The organism is Acidipropionibacterium virtanenii, from assembly GCF_003325455.1.
Taxonomy (GTDB): Bacteria; Actinomycetota; Actinomycetes; order Propionibacteriales; family Propionibacteriaceae; genus Acidipropionibacterium; species Acidipropionibacterium virtanenii.
On record NZ_CP025198.1, the window covers coordinates 2,161,679 to 2,178,179 of the forward strand.

The following is a 16,501-nucleotide window of genomic DNA, read 5'->3' on the forward strand; positions in this document are numbered from 1 at the left end:
CCCGGAAACGCCGAACGGGAACACCCCACATCTACCGATGTCAAGTGTTCCCGTAAGGAACTTTTGGTGGAGCATAGGGGATTCGAACCCCTGACCTCTTCCATGCCATGGAAGCGCGCTACCAACTGCGCCAATGCCCCAGAATGCGGCCTCGCGGCCTTTTCTGGCATTTCCTGTCAGAGTGGAGCATAGGGGATTCGAACCCCTGACCTCTTCCATGCCATGGAAGCGCGCTACCAACTGCGCCAATGCCCCGCAAACGACCATTCCTGGCCGTCCGCGCATCCCCGGAACGCGTCCGGCGACCCGATGAACTATAGAGGATCGCCCGCCTCGACGACAAATCAGGACCCCTCACACCCCGACGATCGGCGGCCTCCCGACCCGCCCTTCACCTGCCGGGTCGCCGGGCTTCTCGGGAACGGTGCAGTTGTAGGCCCGAAGACGCCACCTCCCGTCCAGACCGCGCCGGGAGGCCTCCTCGTCGCTGAACCGGTCCATCAGGCTCCAGGAGCAGTTCAACAGTCCTCCCCACAGCCGCGACTCGGTGTAGTCGCCACCCAGCAGCCGGCACATGCCGGTGCGCAGCGCGAAGCCGTGACTGACCACCACCAGGCGCCCACCCTGGTGCTCGGCCGCGATGGCGTCGATCGCGCCGGCGATTCGCTCCATCACCTCGGTGCCGGTCTCCCCGCCCGGCCTCCGGAAGTCCGATCCGCTGACCATACCGGCCTCGTAGCGCGGATCATCGCGGAGCAGGTCCTCGGCGCGCAGCCCGCTCCACTCGCCGACGTCGATCTCCATGAGACGCGGATCATCCACCGGCTCGACGCCACAGGCCTCGCCGATCGCCGCCGCCGTCTGGTGGGCTCGCTGGAGCGGCGAACACACGATCACCCGCGGCCTGAGCCAGGAGATCACCGGGGCCACCCTGGCCGCCTGGGCCTCCCCCTCCGACGACAGCGGCACGTCGAGCTGGCCCTGGAGCCGGTTCTCGGCGTTGAAGTCGGTGCGGCCGTGCCGCACCAGGATGAGCTGGGTGACGCCTTCTCTCACTCGGCCCGCTCCTCGTCCTCGGCGTCCTCCTGGGGAGCCTGCGGCAGCTCCAGGTCGATCCGCGGGCAGTCGCCCCAGAGCCTCTCCAGGGAGTACATCTCTCGCGCCTCCGCGTGCTGCACATGCACCACCACGTCGAGGTAGTCCAGCAGCACCCAGCGGTTCGCCTGCTCCCCCTCGCGCCGCGTCCGTCTGGTGCCGGCGGTGATCAGGGCCTCGTCGACGGCGTCGACGACGGCACCGACCTGGCGCTCATTGGCCGCCGAGATGATGAGAAAGATATCGGTGATCGCGAGTTTCTCGGACACGTCGAGAGCGACAATGTCGGTTCCTGACTTTCCCGCCGCGGCATGCGCCGCGATGCGGGAGAGTTCTATCGCGTGATCGGTCGCGCTCAATGGTCCTCCGGATAATCGGGCTCGCTGTAGAGCCCGCGCTTGTTGATGTACTGCACAATGCCGTCGGGCACCAGATACCAGATGGGCATGCCATGGTGGACGCGCCGCCGGCAGTCGGTCGAGGAGATCGCCATCGCGGGCACCTCGAGCAGGGTCACTTTACCCGCAGGCAGGTGAGAGATGTCCCTGGCTCCCAGCGGCACCCCGGGCCGCGAGACGCCGATGAAGTGAGCCAGGTCGAACAACTCGCCGGCCCCCCGCCAGGTGAGGATCTGGGTGAGGGCGTCGGCGCCGGTGATGAAGAACAGGTCGACGTCGTTGCCGCGCTCCCGGCGCAGATCCTTGAGAGTGTCGACGGTGTAGGTGTCGCCCGCCCGGTCGATGTCGACCCTGGAGACCGAGAACGACGGGTTCGACGCCGTGGCGATGACGGTCATCAGATACCGGTCCTCGGCCTGGGAGACGTTCCTGTCCTTCTTCTGCCAGGGCACCCCGGTGGGTACGAAGACGACCTCGTCGAGGCCGAACCGTGCAGCCACCTCGGAGGCGGCGACCAGGTGGCCGTGGTGGATCGGGTCGAAGGTTCCGCCCATCACTCCCAGGCGGTATCGGCGTCCGTCGTGGGCGCGAGCCAGTCCGAGTTCCACTGTCTGATGTCCAAACTGCGTGTCGTGTACCAATGTCATGGACGCCGGGACCCACCGTCGTGGCACGCCCCCGCGCTGCCCGTCAGCTGTGCGGCCTGCCGTTGCCGATGGCCCGCACGACCATCAGGGCGCCCAGCAGGACCACCAGCACGACGACGGCGACGACCCAGGTGGGCAGGCCTGCGAGGAGGGGAAGCATGCTCATGGGCACAGATTAGCCGAGTCGCACCTGACCGGTACCCACCAGCCGGTAGCTGGTCGACGTCATCTCCCTCAGCCCCATGGGCCCCCGGGCATGCATCTTCTGGGTCGAGATGCCGATCTCGGCCCCGAAACCGAACTCCCCGCCGTCGACGAACCTGCTGGAGCAGTTCACCAGCACGGCGGCCGCATCCACGCTCTGCTGGAAGGCCCGGGCCGATTCCAGGTTCTCGGTGACGATCGTCTCCGAATGGCCTGAACTGTGCTCGGCGATGTGTTCCAGTGCGGCCGGCAGATCGTCGACCACTTTCATCGCCAGGTCCATCGACAGGTACTCGGCGTCGTACTCATCGGGACCGGCCGGCACCACCCGGGCGTCCAGCGCCACGCTGGCCGGATCCCCGTGAACGGCGACGCCCGCCCCGGTGAGTGCCCCGACCAGCCGCGGCACGGCCTCCTCGGCGATGCCCTGGAGCACGAGGACCGTCTCCAGGGCGTTGCAGACGCTGGGACGCTGGGTCTTGGCGTTGACCACGATGCTCTCGGCCATGCCGAGATCCGCCGACGTGTCGACGACCAGGTGGCAGTTGCCGGTCCCGGTCTCGATCACCGGGACGGTGGATCCCCCGACCACCGCGTTGATGAGCCCTGCGCCGCCGCGCGGGATGAGCAGATCCACCAGACCGCGGGCACCCATCATCTCCTGGGTGGTCTCGTGCCCGCCCTCGACGAGGTTCACAGCGTCGGCCGGCACCCCGGCGTCGACCAGGCCGGCGCGCAGCGCGGAGATCACCGCGCGGTTGGACTCCAGAGCCGAGGAGGAGCCGCGCAGCAGCGAGGCGTTGCCGGACTTGAGGCAGATCCCCGCCGCGTCGGCGGTCACATTGGGCCGGGCCTCGTAGATGATCCCGATCACCCCGACGGGAACTCTCACCTGCTCGATCCGCACCCCCTGTGCAGTGTTCCATCCGCGCACCACCTCGCCCACCGGATCCGGCAGTGCGGCCAGGGACTCCAGCCCGGCGGCCATGCCCTCGATCCTGTCCTCGGTGAGACGCAGCCGGTCCTGGAGTCCCTCGGCCATCCCGGCGGCCCGGCCGCGCTCGAGATCGGCGGCATTGGCGGCCAGCACACCCCGGGCGGCCTCGCGCAGCCGCGCGGCCATCGCGGACAGGGCGTCGTCCTTGGCGGCCCGGGAGAGCCGGCGCAGCACGGTCGACGCGGCCTTCGCGGCGCGTGCCTGATCCTGGAAAGTCATGGCGCAATCGTACGTGCCGGCCGCGCCGAGGCCTCCCTGTGCTCATCGGGGCGGCGACGCCGGCGGGTCAGCACCATCGCGTCGCGGTGCACCACCTCCCGGGACGCTCCGTCCCCCATCTCCCGGGCCAGCCAGGCGCTGGAGCGGCCTCGCATCTCGCGCACCTCGTCATGGGAGTAGGAGACGAGGCCACGGCCCTCGGTGCGCCCGTCCGGTCCGATCATCAGAACCGGGTCCCCGGCCTGGAAATCGCCGTGCACCTCGGTGACGCCCACCGCCAGCAGGGATGCCTTGCGGTCCCGCAAGGCCTTCACGGCCCCGGCGTCGACATGGATCTCGCCCTGCGGCGAGGCGGCATGGGCCAGCCACAGCAGCTTGCGGGGACGCCGCCGGGTGCCCGGCGCGAAATAGGTGCCGACATCGTCCCCCCCGATCGCCTGGATGGCGTCCGCCGCCTCGGCCAGCACCACCGGTATGCCGGAGGCGGTGGCGATCCGGGCGGCCTCCAGCTTGGTGGCCATCCCGCCGGTCCCGACCCCCGAGCCCGACCGGGAGGTGTCGACCGACAGGGAGTCGACGTCATCGACCCGGGAGATCCTCTCCGCGCCGGGTTCGGAGGGGTGAGCGGTGTAGAGGGAGTCGACGTCGGAGAGCAGCACCAGGGCCTGGGCGCGGACGAGCTCGGCCACCAGGGCCGCCAGCCGGTCATTGTCGCCGAAATGGATCTCTCCGGTGGCGACTGTGTCGTTCTCATTGACCACCGGCACCACGCCCAGGGCCAGCAGCTTGCCCAGCGTCGACCAGGCATTGCGGTAGCTCTTGGGGCGCACCAGATCCTCCACCGTCAGGAGCACCTGCCCGGTCGTCACGTGGTGTCGGGCGAAGTCCTCCTCATAACGGTGCAGAAGAATGCCCTGGCCGACCGATGCGGCAGCCTGCCGGCCGGCGAGATCGCGCGGCGGCCGGGACATCCCCAGCGCCGGGAACCCGGCGGCGATCGCCCCCGAGCTCACCAGGACCACCTGACGCCCGCCGGTGCGTGCGGCGGCCAGGGTCTCCACCAGGGCGTCCACCTTGGTGACGTCGATGCCTCCCCCGGGCTGGGTGAGGGAGGAGGACCCGACCTTGACGACGATCCGGTCGGCCCCGGCGATGTCGGCCCGCCCGGAGACGGGTGTACCGGTGACCCGATCAGTCGTCGCCATCGGAACGGTCTCTCTCCTCCGCCAACCGGGCCCGCCAGGACCTGCCCCTGGGATCGCGCCCCTCGACGCCGAACTCGTCGCGGGCCTCGTGGTACTCCTTGTCCTCCTGGCGGCGCCGGGACGCCGAGGGGCGCTCCCCCTCCAGCCGCTGGTCCTTGCCGCGGCGCGAGAGGATCTCGGCCCCGGACTCGACCTGGGGAGCGAAGTCGAAGATGACGGCGTCCTCCCCGCCGACGGCGACCGCGTCGCCGGCCTGGGCCCCGAGGGCCAGCAGTTCGTCCTCAACCCCCAGCCCGTTCAGCCGGTCGGAGAGGTATCCCACGGCCTCCGGGTTGGAGAAATTGGTCTGGGCGACCCACCGCTCGGGCTTGGCGCCGCTCACCTTCCACAGGAAGCCGCCCTCGCCGTCGCCCTGCTTGCGGATCGTGAACTCCTTGCCGCCGCCGACCGGGACGGGCCGCAGTACGATCCGGGCGGCGGGAGCCTCGGGTTCGTTCTCCCTGGTCCGGGCCACGATCTCGGCCATCGCGAATCGCAGTTCGTTGAGACCCTGCCCGGACTTCGTCGACACCTCGAAGACCCGCAGTCCGCGCGCCTCGATGTCCGGCCTGACCATCTCGGCGAGTTCGGCGGCGTCGGGGATGTCGACCTTGTTGAGGACCACCATCCGGGGCCTGTCCTCCAGGCCACCGTGCGCCGTCAACTCCCCCTCGAGGACGTCCAGGTCGGTGACCGGATCGCGCCCCGGCTCGTAGGTGGCGCAGTCGATGACATGGACCAGCGCCCGACAGCGCTCGATATGGCGCAGGAAGTCGAAGCCCAGTCCCTTGCCCTGGCTGGCGCCCGGAATAAGACCGGGCACGTCGGCGACGGTGTAGGTGGTCTCCCCGGCGACCACCACCCCGAGATTCGGGACCAGGGTGGTGAACGGGTAGTCGGCGATCTTCGGCCGGGCGCGAGAGATCGATGCGATGAGGCTGGACTTGCCGGCCGAGGGGAATCCGACCAGCCCGATATCGGCGACGACCTTGAGCTCGAGAGTGACCTTGCGCTCCTCGCCGGCCTCCCCGAGCAGGGCGAAACCCGGGGCCTTGCGCGCCTTGGTGGCCAGCGCGGTGTTGCCCAGACCGCCACGGCCCCCGGCGGCCACGACCAGCTCCGCGCCCGCCCCGGTGAGATCGGCGAGCACCTCGCCGGTCTGAGCGTCGGAGACGACGGTGCCGTCGGGCACCGCCAGGACCACATCCTCGCCGTTGGCACCGTTCTGGTCGTCACCGCGGCCGGCCTCCCCACGACTGGCCTTGCGCACCGACAGGCGGTGGTAGTCGACGAGTGTGGTCAGCTGCGGATCGACCCTCAGCACCACGGATCCGCCCCGTCCGCCATTGCCACCGTCGGGGCCGCCGAGCGGCTTGAACTTCTCCCGACGCACCGAGGCGCAGCCATCGCCTCCCTTGCCGGCTACGGCGAGAAGGCTCGCTCGGTCGACGAAAGACGGGATGGCCATCCGGATCCTCCTGATAGGTGGTGTGGCGGGACGGGCCCACCGGTGAGGCCAACCCTACTTGGAGGGTTTACCTCACCGCCGCCTTCCAGGCCTCCTTGAGGTAGGGCCAGGCCTGGTCCCACATCTCCCGGACCTGATACCCGGAGCTGGTGACGTTCACCAGCTCCTGCGACAGGGATCCGCCGGCCTCCTTGCTGAGGATCACCGCACCGATGACCCCGGTGAGAATCGTCAACAGCAGCCCGATACCGGCCGTGCGGGCCCAGATGCCGCGCTGCTTGCCGCGGTCGGCCCGCCTGCGCCCCTTGGAGAACATCTTGACGAAGACCGCACCGGCGATCGCGATGACGATGCTCGTCATGGCGCTGCCGAACACGGTGCCGCCCACTCCCAGACCGGAGGTGACGCCGGTGGCCAGAGCGGATGCGCAGGCACCGGCGATGAGCTCGCTGCCGTGCAGCCCCAGACCCCGGGACTTCTCCTTGGCGGTGTCGGCGGCCTTCCTGGCCGCCTGTACCCCCGACTCCACCGGCGACGTGGCCGCAGTACCGGCCTCGGAGGGAGAAGCCGCAGGCGAGGACACGGACGCGGGAGGATCCACCGTTGCCTGGGCAGGAGAGGGGGAGACGGCGGCGACCGACGGCGTGACGAGTGGTGACGACGGGACCGGACGGGAGGGCCGTCCAGCCGCCGGACGGTGGCCCGCGGCCGTTCTCCCGGCGGTGGTGCCTGTCCGAGCCGGGCGGTAGATGCCCAGCGGATCATCATCGGCGGTCAACGGCCTGATCGTGGTGGCCTCCGGATCTGCCTGGCGATGGTCCATCCCGGGGTGCCGGTAGTGGGACCCCCACCCCGCGGGCACTGTGACCCGCCCGCCAGAGTGAGTGCTGTCGATGTGGGCACCGGAACCTCCACCGGAGGTCTCGTCTGGTGCCGGCCTGGTCACCTGAGCCATCAGTTCAGCCGCTCCTGTTCACATAAAATGTCCTACCAATCCCGCCACCGACGCTAGGCGTGCGGACTCCGCATCTCAACCCGGCTTCCGGATCTGGTACCTGGGGCAGAGGTGGATCTGCCACCGGAGTCGCAGCGAGGGCCCCGCCCATGGTGGACGGGGCCCTCGGCGCTGAGAGCGATCATTCCGGTCGCTCAGACCTCCACGGTCTCCTCAGCGGGAACGATGTCGACGACGCGGCGGCCACGACGGCTGCCGAACTTCACGTTGCCGGCGCGCAGCGCGAACAGCGTGTCGTCCTTGCCGCGGCCGACTCCCTTGCCGGGATGGAAGTGGGTGCCGCGCTGCCGGACGATGATCTCGCCGGCGTTGACGAGCTGGCCACCGAAACGCTTGACGCCCAGGCGCTGGGCATTCGAGTCGCGGCCGTTGCGGGACGAGGATGCGCCCTTCTTGTGTGCCATATCTAGCTACCTTCAGCCTTTGATTCCGGTGACCTTCACCTGGGTGTACTTCTGACGGTGCCCCTGGCGCTTGCGGTATCCGGTCTTGTTCTTGAATTTGAGGATGTGGATCTTCGGACCCTTGGCCTCGCCCAGCACCTCGGCGGTCACCGAGACCTTGGCGAGCGCATCCCTCTGGGAGGTGACAGACTCGCCGTCCACCAGCAGAAGGGGAGTCAGCTCGATGCTGCTGCCCACCTCATCGGTGACCTTGTCGATCTCGACGACGTCACCCACTGCCACCTTGTGCTGGCGGCCGCCACTACGCACAATCGCGTACACGCCTGACCTACTCTCGTTCGATGTCTTCTCACAGGACCGGAGTCACGGGGACCCCGGGCGAAGTTGACCGACGCTGGGGCGGGAACGCACCGTACAGGTCGGACCGGCCGCCAACTTTACCTCCGGCCCGATTCGTGGTCAAACCGGGCCGGATTCAGTCAATTCTTCTTGGAATTGTGATTCGGATGCTTGCCTGAATGCGACCGGTTCGGGCGCCCCTTGTGGGAGGACCGGTCCCCGCCATCGGCTGGAGCCTGGGAGTCCACCGGTTCGGTGTGACGGTGGTAACCACGGCCACCGCACTCCTGGCACTCCTCGGTGAAGGCCTCGGCCAAACCTGTGCCGATCTTCTTGCGCGTCATCTGGACCAGGCCCAGAGACGTCACCTCGGAGACCTGGTGACGGGTCCGGTCCCGGCCCAGGCATTCCACCAGCCGGCGCACGAGCAGCTCCCGGTTGGCGGGCAGCACCATGTCGATGAAGTCGACGACGATGATGCCGCCGATATCGCGCAGCCTGAGCTGCCGGACGATCTCCTCGGCCGCCTCCAGGTTGTTGGCGGTGACCGTGGCCTCCAGGTTGCCGGCGGTTCCGGTGAACTTTCCGGTGTTGACATCGATGACCGTCATCGCTTCGGTCCGGTCGATGACCAGGGATCCGCCCGAGGGCAGGAAGACCTTCCGCTCCAACGCCTTGGCGATCGCCTCATCGACGCGGTACTCCGCGAACGGGTCGCCCTGGGACTCCGTGTCCCACCGGGTCAGCCGGTCGCCCAGATCGGGAGCGACGTGATCGATGTAGTCCTTGATGGTCTCGTACGCGTCATCGGGGCCGCCGTTGCCGGCCACCACGAGTTCGGTGAAATCAGCGGTGAACAGATCCCGGATGATCCTCACCGTCAGATCGGGCTCGGCGTACAGCAGCACCGGGGCATGGGCCGATCCGGCCTTCCTCTCGATGCCCTCCCACTGCGCCTTCAGTCGGCTGATGTCGCGGACCAGATCCTCCTCGGACGTCCCCTCGGCCGCAGTCCGCACGATGACCGATGCATCCGACGGGATGTTCTCGTCGATGACCCTCTTGAGCCGCTTGCGCTCCGTGTCGGCGAGCTTGCGGGAGATCCCCGACAGGTGGCCGCCCGGCGAGTAGACGATGTAGCGTCCCGGGATCGAGATGTGGCTGGTCAGACGCGCGCCCTTGGCTCCGACGGGATCCTTGGAGACCTGGACCAGCACCTGGTCGCCGGACTTCAGCACCTGCTCGATGCGCTTGTGCTCCCCCTCCTTGCCGAAGTGGTTCCAGTCCACCTCGCCCGCGTAGAGGACGGCGTTGCGCCCCCGTCCGATGTCGATGAACGCGGCCTCCATCGACGGGAGCACGTTCTGCACCTTGCCGAGGTAGACGTTGCCGATCGAGGAGGCGGCCGAGCTGCGGTCGACGTAGTGCTCGACGAGGACCCCGTCCTCCAGCACCGCCAACTGGGAGTACTCGTCGGACTGGCGCACCACCATGCGGCGCTCCACCGACTCCCGACGTGCCAGGAACTCCGCCTCGGTGAGGACGGCGCTGCGACGGCGGCCTGCGGCACGGCCCTCGCGACGGCGCTGCTTCTTGGCCTCCATCCGGGTCGAACCCTCGATCCCGGTCACCTCATCGGTCACCGAGTGGCGCGGGCGCGGTTCGCGGACCTTGACGACGACGTCGCTGGGATCGTCCTCGGACCCCGAGGTGTCCTCCCCGCGACGACGGCGACGGCGGCGACGACGACGGGTCGCACCGCCGTCCTCAGCCCCCTCTCCATCAGTCCCGTGACCGTCATCGGAGTTCTTCTCGCCGGACTCCTTCTCGTCGGAGTCCCTGTCCTGCGACCTCCTGTCACCGGCCTCCTCCGAGTCCTCGGACTCCGAGGAGGAGTCCTCCTCACCGTTCTCGGCGGCGTCCCCGCGACGGCGACGACGCCCGCCGCGACGACGACGCCGACGGGCGGCATGGGAGTCCTCCTCGGGCTCCTGATCCTCGGAGTCGTCGGTGGAGGCGGCGGCCGTCTCATCGGCGGGCTCCTCCTTGCGACCCTCGTCCGCGTGGTCGCCCTCGGCGGCCGCGGGGTGCTTCTCATCGGAGTCCACCCGCTCCGCCTTGTCAGTCCGAGTGCTCGAACCGGTGGTCCGGCGGCGACGGCGCTTCACCGGGGTCTCCTCGCCGCCGATCTCAGCGGCGAGGGAGTCCAGGATGTCGGTGGCCGATCCGGCCTCGGCGGCGTCGAACGGATTGGCCAGGGTGCCCTCGACTCCGCGCCCCTTCTCGGCCGCCTCTCTGGCGGCCCTGTCGAGAGCGGCCTCGATCGTGTCGGCGTCGGAGAACTTCGGGGTGTCGGCACCCTCTCCGCCCTCGGGGGCAGCCGCCTTCGCCCGTCCGCGGCCGGTGGTCCGACGCGAGGATGTCCCTGTGGTGGCCCTCGCAGAGCGGCGCCTCGTGGTGCGAGCCGGCTCCTCGGCGCCCTCCGCGGCCGCCTCCGGCTCTGCGGTCGTCTTCGGCTCGGCGACCGGTGCGGCCTTCCCCGACGCCGTCGGCGCCTTCGTCGCGCCGCTCTCCTTCGCCGACGATGCGGCCGTACGGGTGGACCTCCGCCGTCCGACGGGCGGACGGGGCAGATCGGAGGCGTCGGTGTCGGCGGTGATGACGCTGCCGCCCGATCCGGCGGCCGTGGTGACGACCTTCGTCACCGGGGTCGACGCGGTAGTGGCGGCCGGCGCTCCGGCGGGACGGGAGGCCGCCCGATGGCGCCGCCTCGTCACGGGCGCCTCCGGTTCTTTCCCGTCGTCGTTGAAGATGGAATTCTCAGAAGTGTCCTGGACCATATGGTCTCCTAGGCCTTGCGGCACAATCAGATGCCCGCAGCCTCCCGAAGTTCCGCGACCGTTCGGCGCGGCGCCCTTCGAGGGAGCGAGACAAAAGCTGGCGGTGAGCTCCGAGGCCCTGATCCCCCGCGGTCGCCGTGGCGTCGCGGTATGGATCCCGACTCTGGAGATTGGGGCGGTGCCCCGTCACCTGATGCCGATTATGCCACAAACTTTGCCGCCGGCGGTGGAGGCGACTCCCCCTACACCCCTCGATGCGCCGGTCGCGCTGTGGTCCGGGTTTCTCCCGCGGGCCTCTCGCAAGGCTTGGCGATGACCCCCCGCCCCCCTCAACACGCCACTCAGGCGTCGCTCCAGACGCGTCTGGGACCGCCGTCCAGCGGATCCAGCAACTCGGTGAGAATCCCCCGAGCGGGATCGACCGGCCGCCCCTGAGCCAGCCTCACCGACAGGCAGCCGGCCGGATCCAGAGCCCCGGCCTGCTGGGCCAGAGCGGTCAGGACGTCATCGGGACGCACCAGCGGCGTCCGGTGCCACAGCATGAGCCGCAGGCTTCCCTCGTGGAGGTCCAGCCCGATCAGTGCCGAGCGGACATCGAACTCGCGCCGGCCCGATTTCGTCATCCGTGTCACGAGATGGGACTCTGCGGCCAGCAGCTCCGCGACGGCCGGCCCCAGCCCGACCACGGGCCCGGGGTCCATCAGCCAGGCCGAGGCCGTGAGAAGCTCCGTGAACGGCGTCCGATCGGTCTCCACCACCCGCAGTACCGCCAGCCCGGAGGGCAGCGAGTCATCCAGTTCCCGGGCGACCCAGGACGGATCGCGACGCGAGGCGAGTCCGATCTCCAGGTACTCCGCCTCGCTGGCCGCACCGGTGGCCGAGGCGCTGGCATAGGAGATCCGCGGGTGGGGATGGAATCCCGATGAGTACGACATCGGGACCCGGGCCCTGTTCAGCGCCCGCTCGATCGCCCGCGCGACATCCCGGTGACTGGTGAACCTCGCAGTTCCGCGCTTGGCGTAGTGCACCCGCAGCCGCTGTACCGGGGGCTCCTGCTGCTCGGGCTGCCCCGCCGTCCGTCTCGCCACAGCTCGAAAGGCTAGCTCACGCCATCTCCACCGGTAGCGCGCCCTCGGCCCGGCTCTGCCCGGCCAACACCCGGGCGACCGCGTCGACCGCCGGTGGGGCCAAGGAGTAGACGGCCAACTGGGTCACGGCAGCGGGCAGGTACGCCGCGTCATAGGGCACACCGACCGAGACCGCCACCGTCGTCGTCCCCGATTCAGCCAGCCGGCCGACCAGCTCCGCCTGGGCCGATCCTGCCGCGACGTCATGGGTGAGGCACACCACCAGATCCTGATCGCGAGCGGCCACGGCCAGCCCCGCCGCGGCGGCGGCCGACGGCTCCCGACCGGTCTGCTCGCCCCGGACGACGGCGCCGAAGCCGCGCAGCCGCCCGGCCAGCAGAGCGACCAGGTCCCCGTCCTGGGCCTCGCCCCACCCGCAGACCAGCACCCTCAGACCTGCCAGAGACCCGGGCAGCGGCGCCCCCTCGTTGACCCTCGTGACGGCTGCCGCGGCGACCTGATCGGCCACCTCCCGATGAGCCGGTGAACCCACCACCGACAGGTCGGGCGCCGCGATCGGCGAACCGCCCCGAAGGAGCCCGCGCCGGGCCTTGAGACGCAGCACCCGCAGCACCTTGGCGTCGAGTTCGGCCGGCGGCAACCGACCCCCGGTCACCGCCGCCGTCACGGCGTCCCGGGCTCCGAGGGGATCGGGAGGCATCAGGATCAGGTCGGCCCCCGCCAACAGGGCCCGTACCGCGATCTCGGGATCGTCATGGTCCTGGCGCACCCCGCTCATCTGCAGCGAGTCGGTGATGATCACCCCGTCGAATCCCAGGCCGGTGCGCAGCATGCCGTCGAGCACGCGGCGGCTCAATGTGGCGGGCTGCCCGTCGGGCTCCAGTTCGGGGAGGCGGATGTGGGCGGTCATCACCATGTCGACGCCGGCCTCGATCGCCGACCTGAACGGCGGGGCGTCGACCCGCTCCCAGAGGGACCGGTCGTGCTCGATCACCGGCAGGCCGGTGTGCGAGTCCGTGGAGGTGTCCCCGTGCCCCGGGAAGTGCTTGGCGCACGCCGAGACTCCGGCGTCGTCCTGATACCCGCTCACCTGGGCGGCCACCATCCGCGCCACCAGGCCCGGATCGGAGCCGAAGGAGCGCACCCCGATCACCGGGTTGGCCGGGTTGACGTTGACGTCGGCGTCGGGGGCCAGATCCACATTGATGCCGACCGCCATCAGTTCCGCCCCGGTGATGGCCGCGCTGCGCCGCGCCAGCCCGGGATCCCCCGCCGCCGCCAAGGCCATCGCCCCGGGGAACAGAGTGGCCGGCGGGCCGAAACGGCTCGAGGGGCCCTGCTCCTGGTCGGTGGCGATGAGCATCCCCGTTCCCGAATCCTGCCGCGCGATCTCCTGGAGACGCCTCGACAGCCCGGCCAGAGCACCCGGACCCTCGGCGAAGGAGTCCGTCCACCGGAAGTAGATCGCCGATCCCAGGTGAAGCGCCCGGACCGCCTCTGCCGCGGTCGGCACGCCGAAGCGGCGCCCATTGCCCTCGTGGGGCCGGTCCGGATCGGTTCCGTAGACCTCGCACATCATCAGCTGGCCGATCTTCTCCGCCAGGCTCATCCTCGCCAGGATCTCCTCCGGCGTCTCCGCGATGCTCACGAGGCGTCACCGGCCGGGCTCACCCGCAGCGGGATCAGTGCACGTCCGGACGGCCCGATCTGGATCTCGGTGCCCATCTGCGGGCACACGCCGCAGTCGTAACACGGATTCCAGCGGCAGTCGTCGACGGGTTCCCCTCCCAGGGAGTCCTGCCAGTCGTCCCACAGCCAGTCGCGGTCGAGCCCCGCATCGAGATGATCCCACGGCAGCACCTCGGAGTAGTCGCGCTCACGGGTGGTGTACCAGTCCAGGCTCACCCCCAGCGGCTCGAGTTCCTGCTCGCAGCAGGCCACCCAGCGGTCGTAGGAGAAGTGCTCGTTCCATCCGTCGAAGACTCCCCCGTCCCGCCAGACGGCCTCGATCACCCGGCCGACCCGCCGGTCACCGCGCGAGAGCAGGCCCTCGATGATCCCGGGGCGGCCGTCGTGGTAACGCATCCCGATGGCCCGTCCGAACCGCCGATCGGCCCTGATGGCGTCGCGCAGCTTCCCCAACCGGTCGTCGATCGTCTCGGCCGATGCCTGCCCGGCCCACTGGAACGGGGTGTGGGGCTTGGGCACGAAACCGCCGATCGAGATCGTGCAGCGCACGTCCCGGCTTCCGGCGGCGGCCCTGCCCGCCTCGATGACGTGGGCCGCCATGTCGTGGATTCCCAGGACGTCCTCGTCGGTCTCGGTGGGCAGGCCGCACATGAAGTACAGCTTCACCTGCCGCCAGCCGTTGCCGAAGGCGGTGGCGACGGTCGAGATGAGATCCTCCTCGGTCACCTGCTTGTTGATCACCCGGCGCATCCGCTCCGAACCGCCCTCCGGGGCGAAGGTGAGCCCCGACCGCCGGCCGTTGCGGGACAGCTCATTGGCCAGATCGATGTTGAAGGCGTCGACCCGGGTACTCGGCAAGGACAGGGAGGTGTTGGTGCCCTCGTAGCGATCGGCCAGCTGACGGGTGATCTCACCGATCTCGGAATGGTCGGCGCTCGACAGGGAGAGCAGCCCCACCTCCTCCAGACCGGTTGCATTGAGGCCCTGTTCCACCATCGCCCCGATGGTGTCGATGGATCGCTCGCGGACCGGTCGGGTGATCATGCCGGCCTGGCAGAACCGGCAGCCCCTGGTGCAGCCGCGGAAGATCTCCACCGAGTACCGCTCGTGGACGGTCTCTGCGATCGGCACCACCGGACGGGCCGGGTAGGGCCACCGGTCGAGATCCATGACGGTGTGCTTGGCGACCGAGAACGGCGCCCGGACCCGATTGGGGGCCACCTGCCCGATCTGCCCGTCGGGCAGGTAGCCGACGTCGTAGAAGGAGGGCACATAGACCCCACCGGTCTCCGCAAGCCGCTGCAGCAGCTCCTCGCGCCCGCCAGGTCGGCCGTCCTCCTTCCAGCGGTCGAGGATCCTGCTCACCTCGAGCACCGCCTCCTCTCCGTCTCCGAGGATGGCGGCATCGATGAAGTCGGCGATCGGTTCGGGATTGAAGGAGGCGTGACCGCCGACGATGACCAGCGGATCGCAGTCGCGGCGATCGCACTGGTGGACGGGGATATCACCGAGATCCAGCGCGTTGAGAAGGTTCGTGTAGCCGAGCTCGGTCGACAGGGACACACCGACGATGTCGAACGCACCGATCCGACGATGGCCGTCCAGGGTGAACTGGGGCACTCCGGAGCTGCGCATGAGCCTCTCCATGTCCGGCCACACCGCGTAGCTGCGCTCCGCGAGGATCCAGTCCTGCTCGTTGAGCACCTCGTAGAGGATCGCGACGCCCTGGTTGGGCTGGCCCACCTCATAGGCGTCCGGGTACATCAGGGCCCACCGCACCCGGGCGCCGTCCCAGGGCTTCACCACACTGTTGACTTCTCCGCCCACGTACTGGATGGGTCTGCTCACACGGTTGAGCAGCGGCTCCAGACGCGGGAACAGATCCTCGGCCTCGGTATCGGCATTCACGACCGCCATGCTATGAGCACAGCGGCGCAGGGCACGAGACCGACGCCCGGACGTGCCGGGCGTCGGTCATGGATGGGGGTCAGGCCGCCGCGGCGTCAACCACGAGAAGATGCGGGAACCACAACCCGATCTCCCGTGCCGCCGACTCGGGGGAGTCGGAGGCGTGTACCAGATTGCGCCGCTGCTGGGTGCCGAAGTCGCCACGGATCGTGCCCGGCGCGGCATCCGCGCAGTCGGTCCTGCCGTTCGTGGCGCGCACCACCTGGATCGCTTTGCGGCCCTCCAGCACCATCGCGACCAACGGGCCCGAGGTGATGAAGTCCTCAAGCCCCTGGTAGTACTCCCGACCGATGTGCTCGGCGTAATGCGCCTTCGCCAGGTCGCCATCGATGGTGCGCATCTGCATCGCGAGCACCTTCAGTCCTCGCGCCTCGTATCTGCCGATGATCTCTCCGATGAGATGACGCTTCACTGCGTCCGGCTTGAGAAGCACGAGGGTACGTTGCTTGTCAGTCATGGCCCGACCATATCGCACCCGATCGGCGCCCGGACCCCACCCTCGGGTGTGTGCGGCTTCGCCCCGGGGCCCCGGTCAGCGTGCGGGCCGACGACTCTGAAGACGTCTTCCCAGCACGAAGGTGGAGACCCAGATCACCGCGAAGATCGCCCCGACCAGGTACATCATCGGGGTGAGCAGTCCCATCGCGACAGCCACGGCCTGGGTGAGCCAGCCCACCGGGTATCCCCAGCCGTGGCGCAGTCCCGCGAGCGCGGCCAGGCAGAGCACGATGCCCAGGGCTCCCGCGCCGATCGCCGGGCCGGCCGGCAGCTCCGAGATGAAGATCATCCCCGGCACGGCCAGCACGAAGACCACCGCCTCGAAGGTCAGGGTCGCGGCGAGCGGACTGACCATCGGGTTCTCGTTCTCGAGCCCCGTGCGCATCGC

The 16,501-nt window shown here is 69.5% G+C and carries 16 protein-coding genes and 2 tRNA genes; all 18 read right to left on the reverse strand.

Going from position 1 to position 16,501, the window contains the following annotated elements; translation table 11 throughout:
* Positions 1 to 64: 64 nt before the first annotated feature.
* Positions 65 to 140, reverse strand: a tRNA-Ala gene (locus tag JS278_RS09985).
* Positions 141 to 182: 42 nt separating this feature from the next.
* Positions 183 to 255: transfer RNA gene (locus tag JS278_RS09990), tRNA-Ala, on the reverse strand.
* Between the two features lie 99 nt (positions 256 to 354).
* Positions 355 to 1,056 carry a histidine phosphatase family protein gene (locus JS278_RS09995; RefSeq protein WP_114045038.1) on the reverse strand — a complete coding sequence of 234 codons (702 nt, stop codon included), beginning with the start codon at positions 1,054 to 1,056 and terminating at the stop codon, positions 355 to 357.
* On the reverse strand, positions 1,053 to 1,454 hold the full coding sequence (gene rsfS / locus JS278_RS10000; protein WP_114045039.1) for a ribosome silencing factor: 402 nt from the start codon (positions 1,452 to 1,454) through the stop codon (positions 1,053 to 1,055). The genes JS278_RS09995 and rsfS overlap by 4 nt, the downstream gene beginning before the upstream one ends.
* Positions 1,451 to 2,140, reverse strand: a complete 690-nt coding sequence (gene nadD / locus JS278_RS10005) for a nicotinate-nucleotide adenylyltransferase (protein WP_114045040.1) — start codon at positions 2,138 to 2,140, stop codon at positions 1,451 to 1,453. Before nadD ends, rsfS begins: the two co-directional genes overlap by 4 nt.
* A gap of 43 nt (positions 2,141 to 2,183) precedes the next feature.
* Positions 2,184 to 2,306, reverse strand: coding sequence for a hypothetical protein (locus JS278_RS16595; protein WP_281269166.1), 123 nt, complete (start codon positions 2,304 to 2,306; stop codon positions 2,184 to 2,186).
* Between the two features lie 9 nt (positions 2,307 to 2,315).
* Complete coding sequence (locus JS278_RS10010; RefSeq protein WP_114045041.1) at positions 2,316 to 3,560, reverse strand: glutamate-5-semialdehyde dehydrogenase; 1,245 nt, start codon at positions 3,558 to 3,560, stop codon at positions 2,316 to 2,318.
* Positions 3,557 to 4,765 carry a glutamate 5-kinase gene (gene proB / locus JS278_RS10015; RefSeq protein ID WP_114045042.1) on the reverse strand — a complete coding sequence of 403 codons (1,209 nt, stop codon included), beginning with the start codon at positions 4,763 to 4,765 and terminating at the stop codon, positions 3,557 to 3,559. The genes JS278_RS10010 and proB overlap by 4 nt, the downstream gene beginning before the upstream one ends.
* Positions 4,752 to 6,272 (reverse strand): GTPase ObgE, encoded by a 1,521-nt coding sequence (gene obgE, locus JS278_RS10020; RefSeq protein WP_114045043.1) that lies wholly within the window; start codon positions 6,270 to 6,272, stop codon positions 4,752 to 4,754. The genes proB and obgE overlap by 14 nt, the downstream gene beginning before the upstream one ends.
* Positions 6,273 to 6,339: 67 nt before the next feature.
* On the reverse strand, positions 6,340 to 6,855 hold the full coding sequence (locus JS278_RS16035) for a hypothetical protein (protein ID WP_181833699.1): 516 nt from the start codon (positions 6,853 to 6,855) through the stop codon (positions 6,340 to 6,342).
* Between the two features lie 566 nt (positions 6,856 to 7,421).
* On the reverse strand, positions 7,422 to 7,691 hold the full coding sequence (rpmA, locus tag JS278_RS10035; RefSeq protein WP_114045046.1) for a 50S ribosomal protein L27: 270 nt from the start codon (positions 7,689 to 7,691) through the stop codon (positions 7,422 to 7,424).
* Between the two features lie 12 nt (positions 7,692 to 7,703).
* Positions 7,704 to 8,012, reverse strand: a complete 309-nt coding sequence (gene rplU / locus JS278_RS10040) for a 50S ribosomal protein L21 (RefSeq protein WP_114045047.1) — start codon at positions 8,010 to 8,012, stop codon at positions 7,704 to 7,706.
* 158 nt (positions 8,013 to 8,170) lie between these two features.
* Entirely contained in the window at positions 8,171 to 10,870 is a 2,700-nt protein-coding gene (locus JS278_RS10045; protein WP_114045048.1) for an Rne/Rng family ribonuclease, read from the reverse strand.
* Positions 10,871 to 11,211: 341 nt separating this feature from the next.
* Positions 11,212 to 11,958, reverse strand: a complete 747-nt coding sequence (locus JS278_RS10050) for a TIGR03936 family radical SAM-associated protein (protein ID WP_114045050.1) — start codon at positions 11,956 to 11,958, stop codon at positions 11,212 to 11,214.
* Between the two features lie 16 nt (positions 11,959 to 11,974).
* Positions 11,975 to 13,606, reverse strand: a complete 1,632-nt coding sequence (locus JS278_RS10055) for a glycoside hydrolase family 3 protein (protein WP_114045051.1) — start codon at positions 13,604 to 13,606, stop codon at positions 11,975 to 11,977.
* Positions 13,603 to 15,555: a TIGR03960 family B12-binding radical SAM protein gene (locus JS278_RS10060; protein WP_245935080.1), complete on the reverse strand. Its 1,953-nt coding sequence runs from the start codon at positions 15,553 to 15,555 to the stop codon at positions 13,603 to 13,605. Before JS278_RS10060 ends, JS278_RS10055 begins: the two co-directional genes overlap by 4 nt.
* Positions 15,556 to 15,634: 79 nt before the next feature.
* Complete coding sequence (ndk, locus tag JS278_RS10065) at positions 15,635 to 16,072, reverse strand: nucleoside-diphosphate kinase (protein ID WP_114045055.1); 438 nt, start codon at positions 16,070 to 16,072, stop codon at positions 15,635 to 15,637.
* A 75-nt stretch (positions 16,073 to 16,147) separates the two neighbouring features.
* Positions 16,148 to 16,498 (reverse strand): DUF4233 domain-containing protein, encoded by a 351-nt coding sequence (locus JS278_RS10070; RefSeq protein ID WP_114045057.1) that lies wholly within the window; start codon positions 16,496 to 16,498, stop codon positions 16,148 to 16,150.
* Positions 16,499 to 16,501 lie beyond the last annotated feature (3 nt).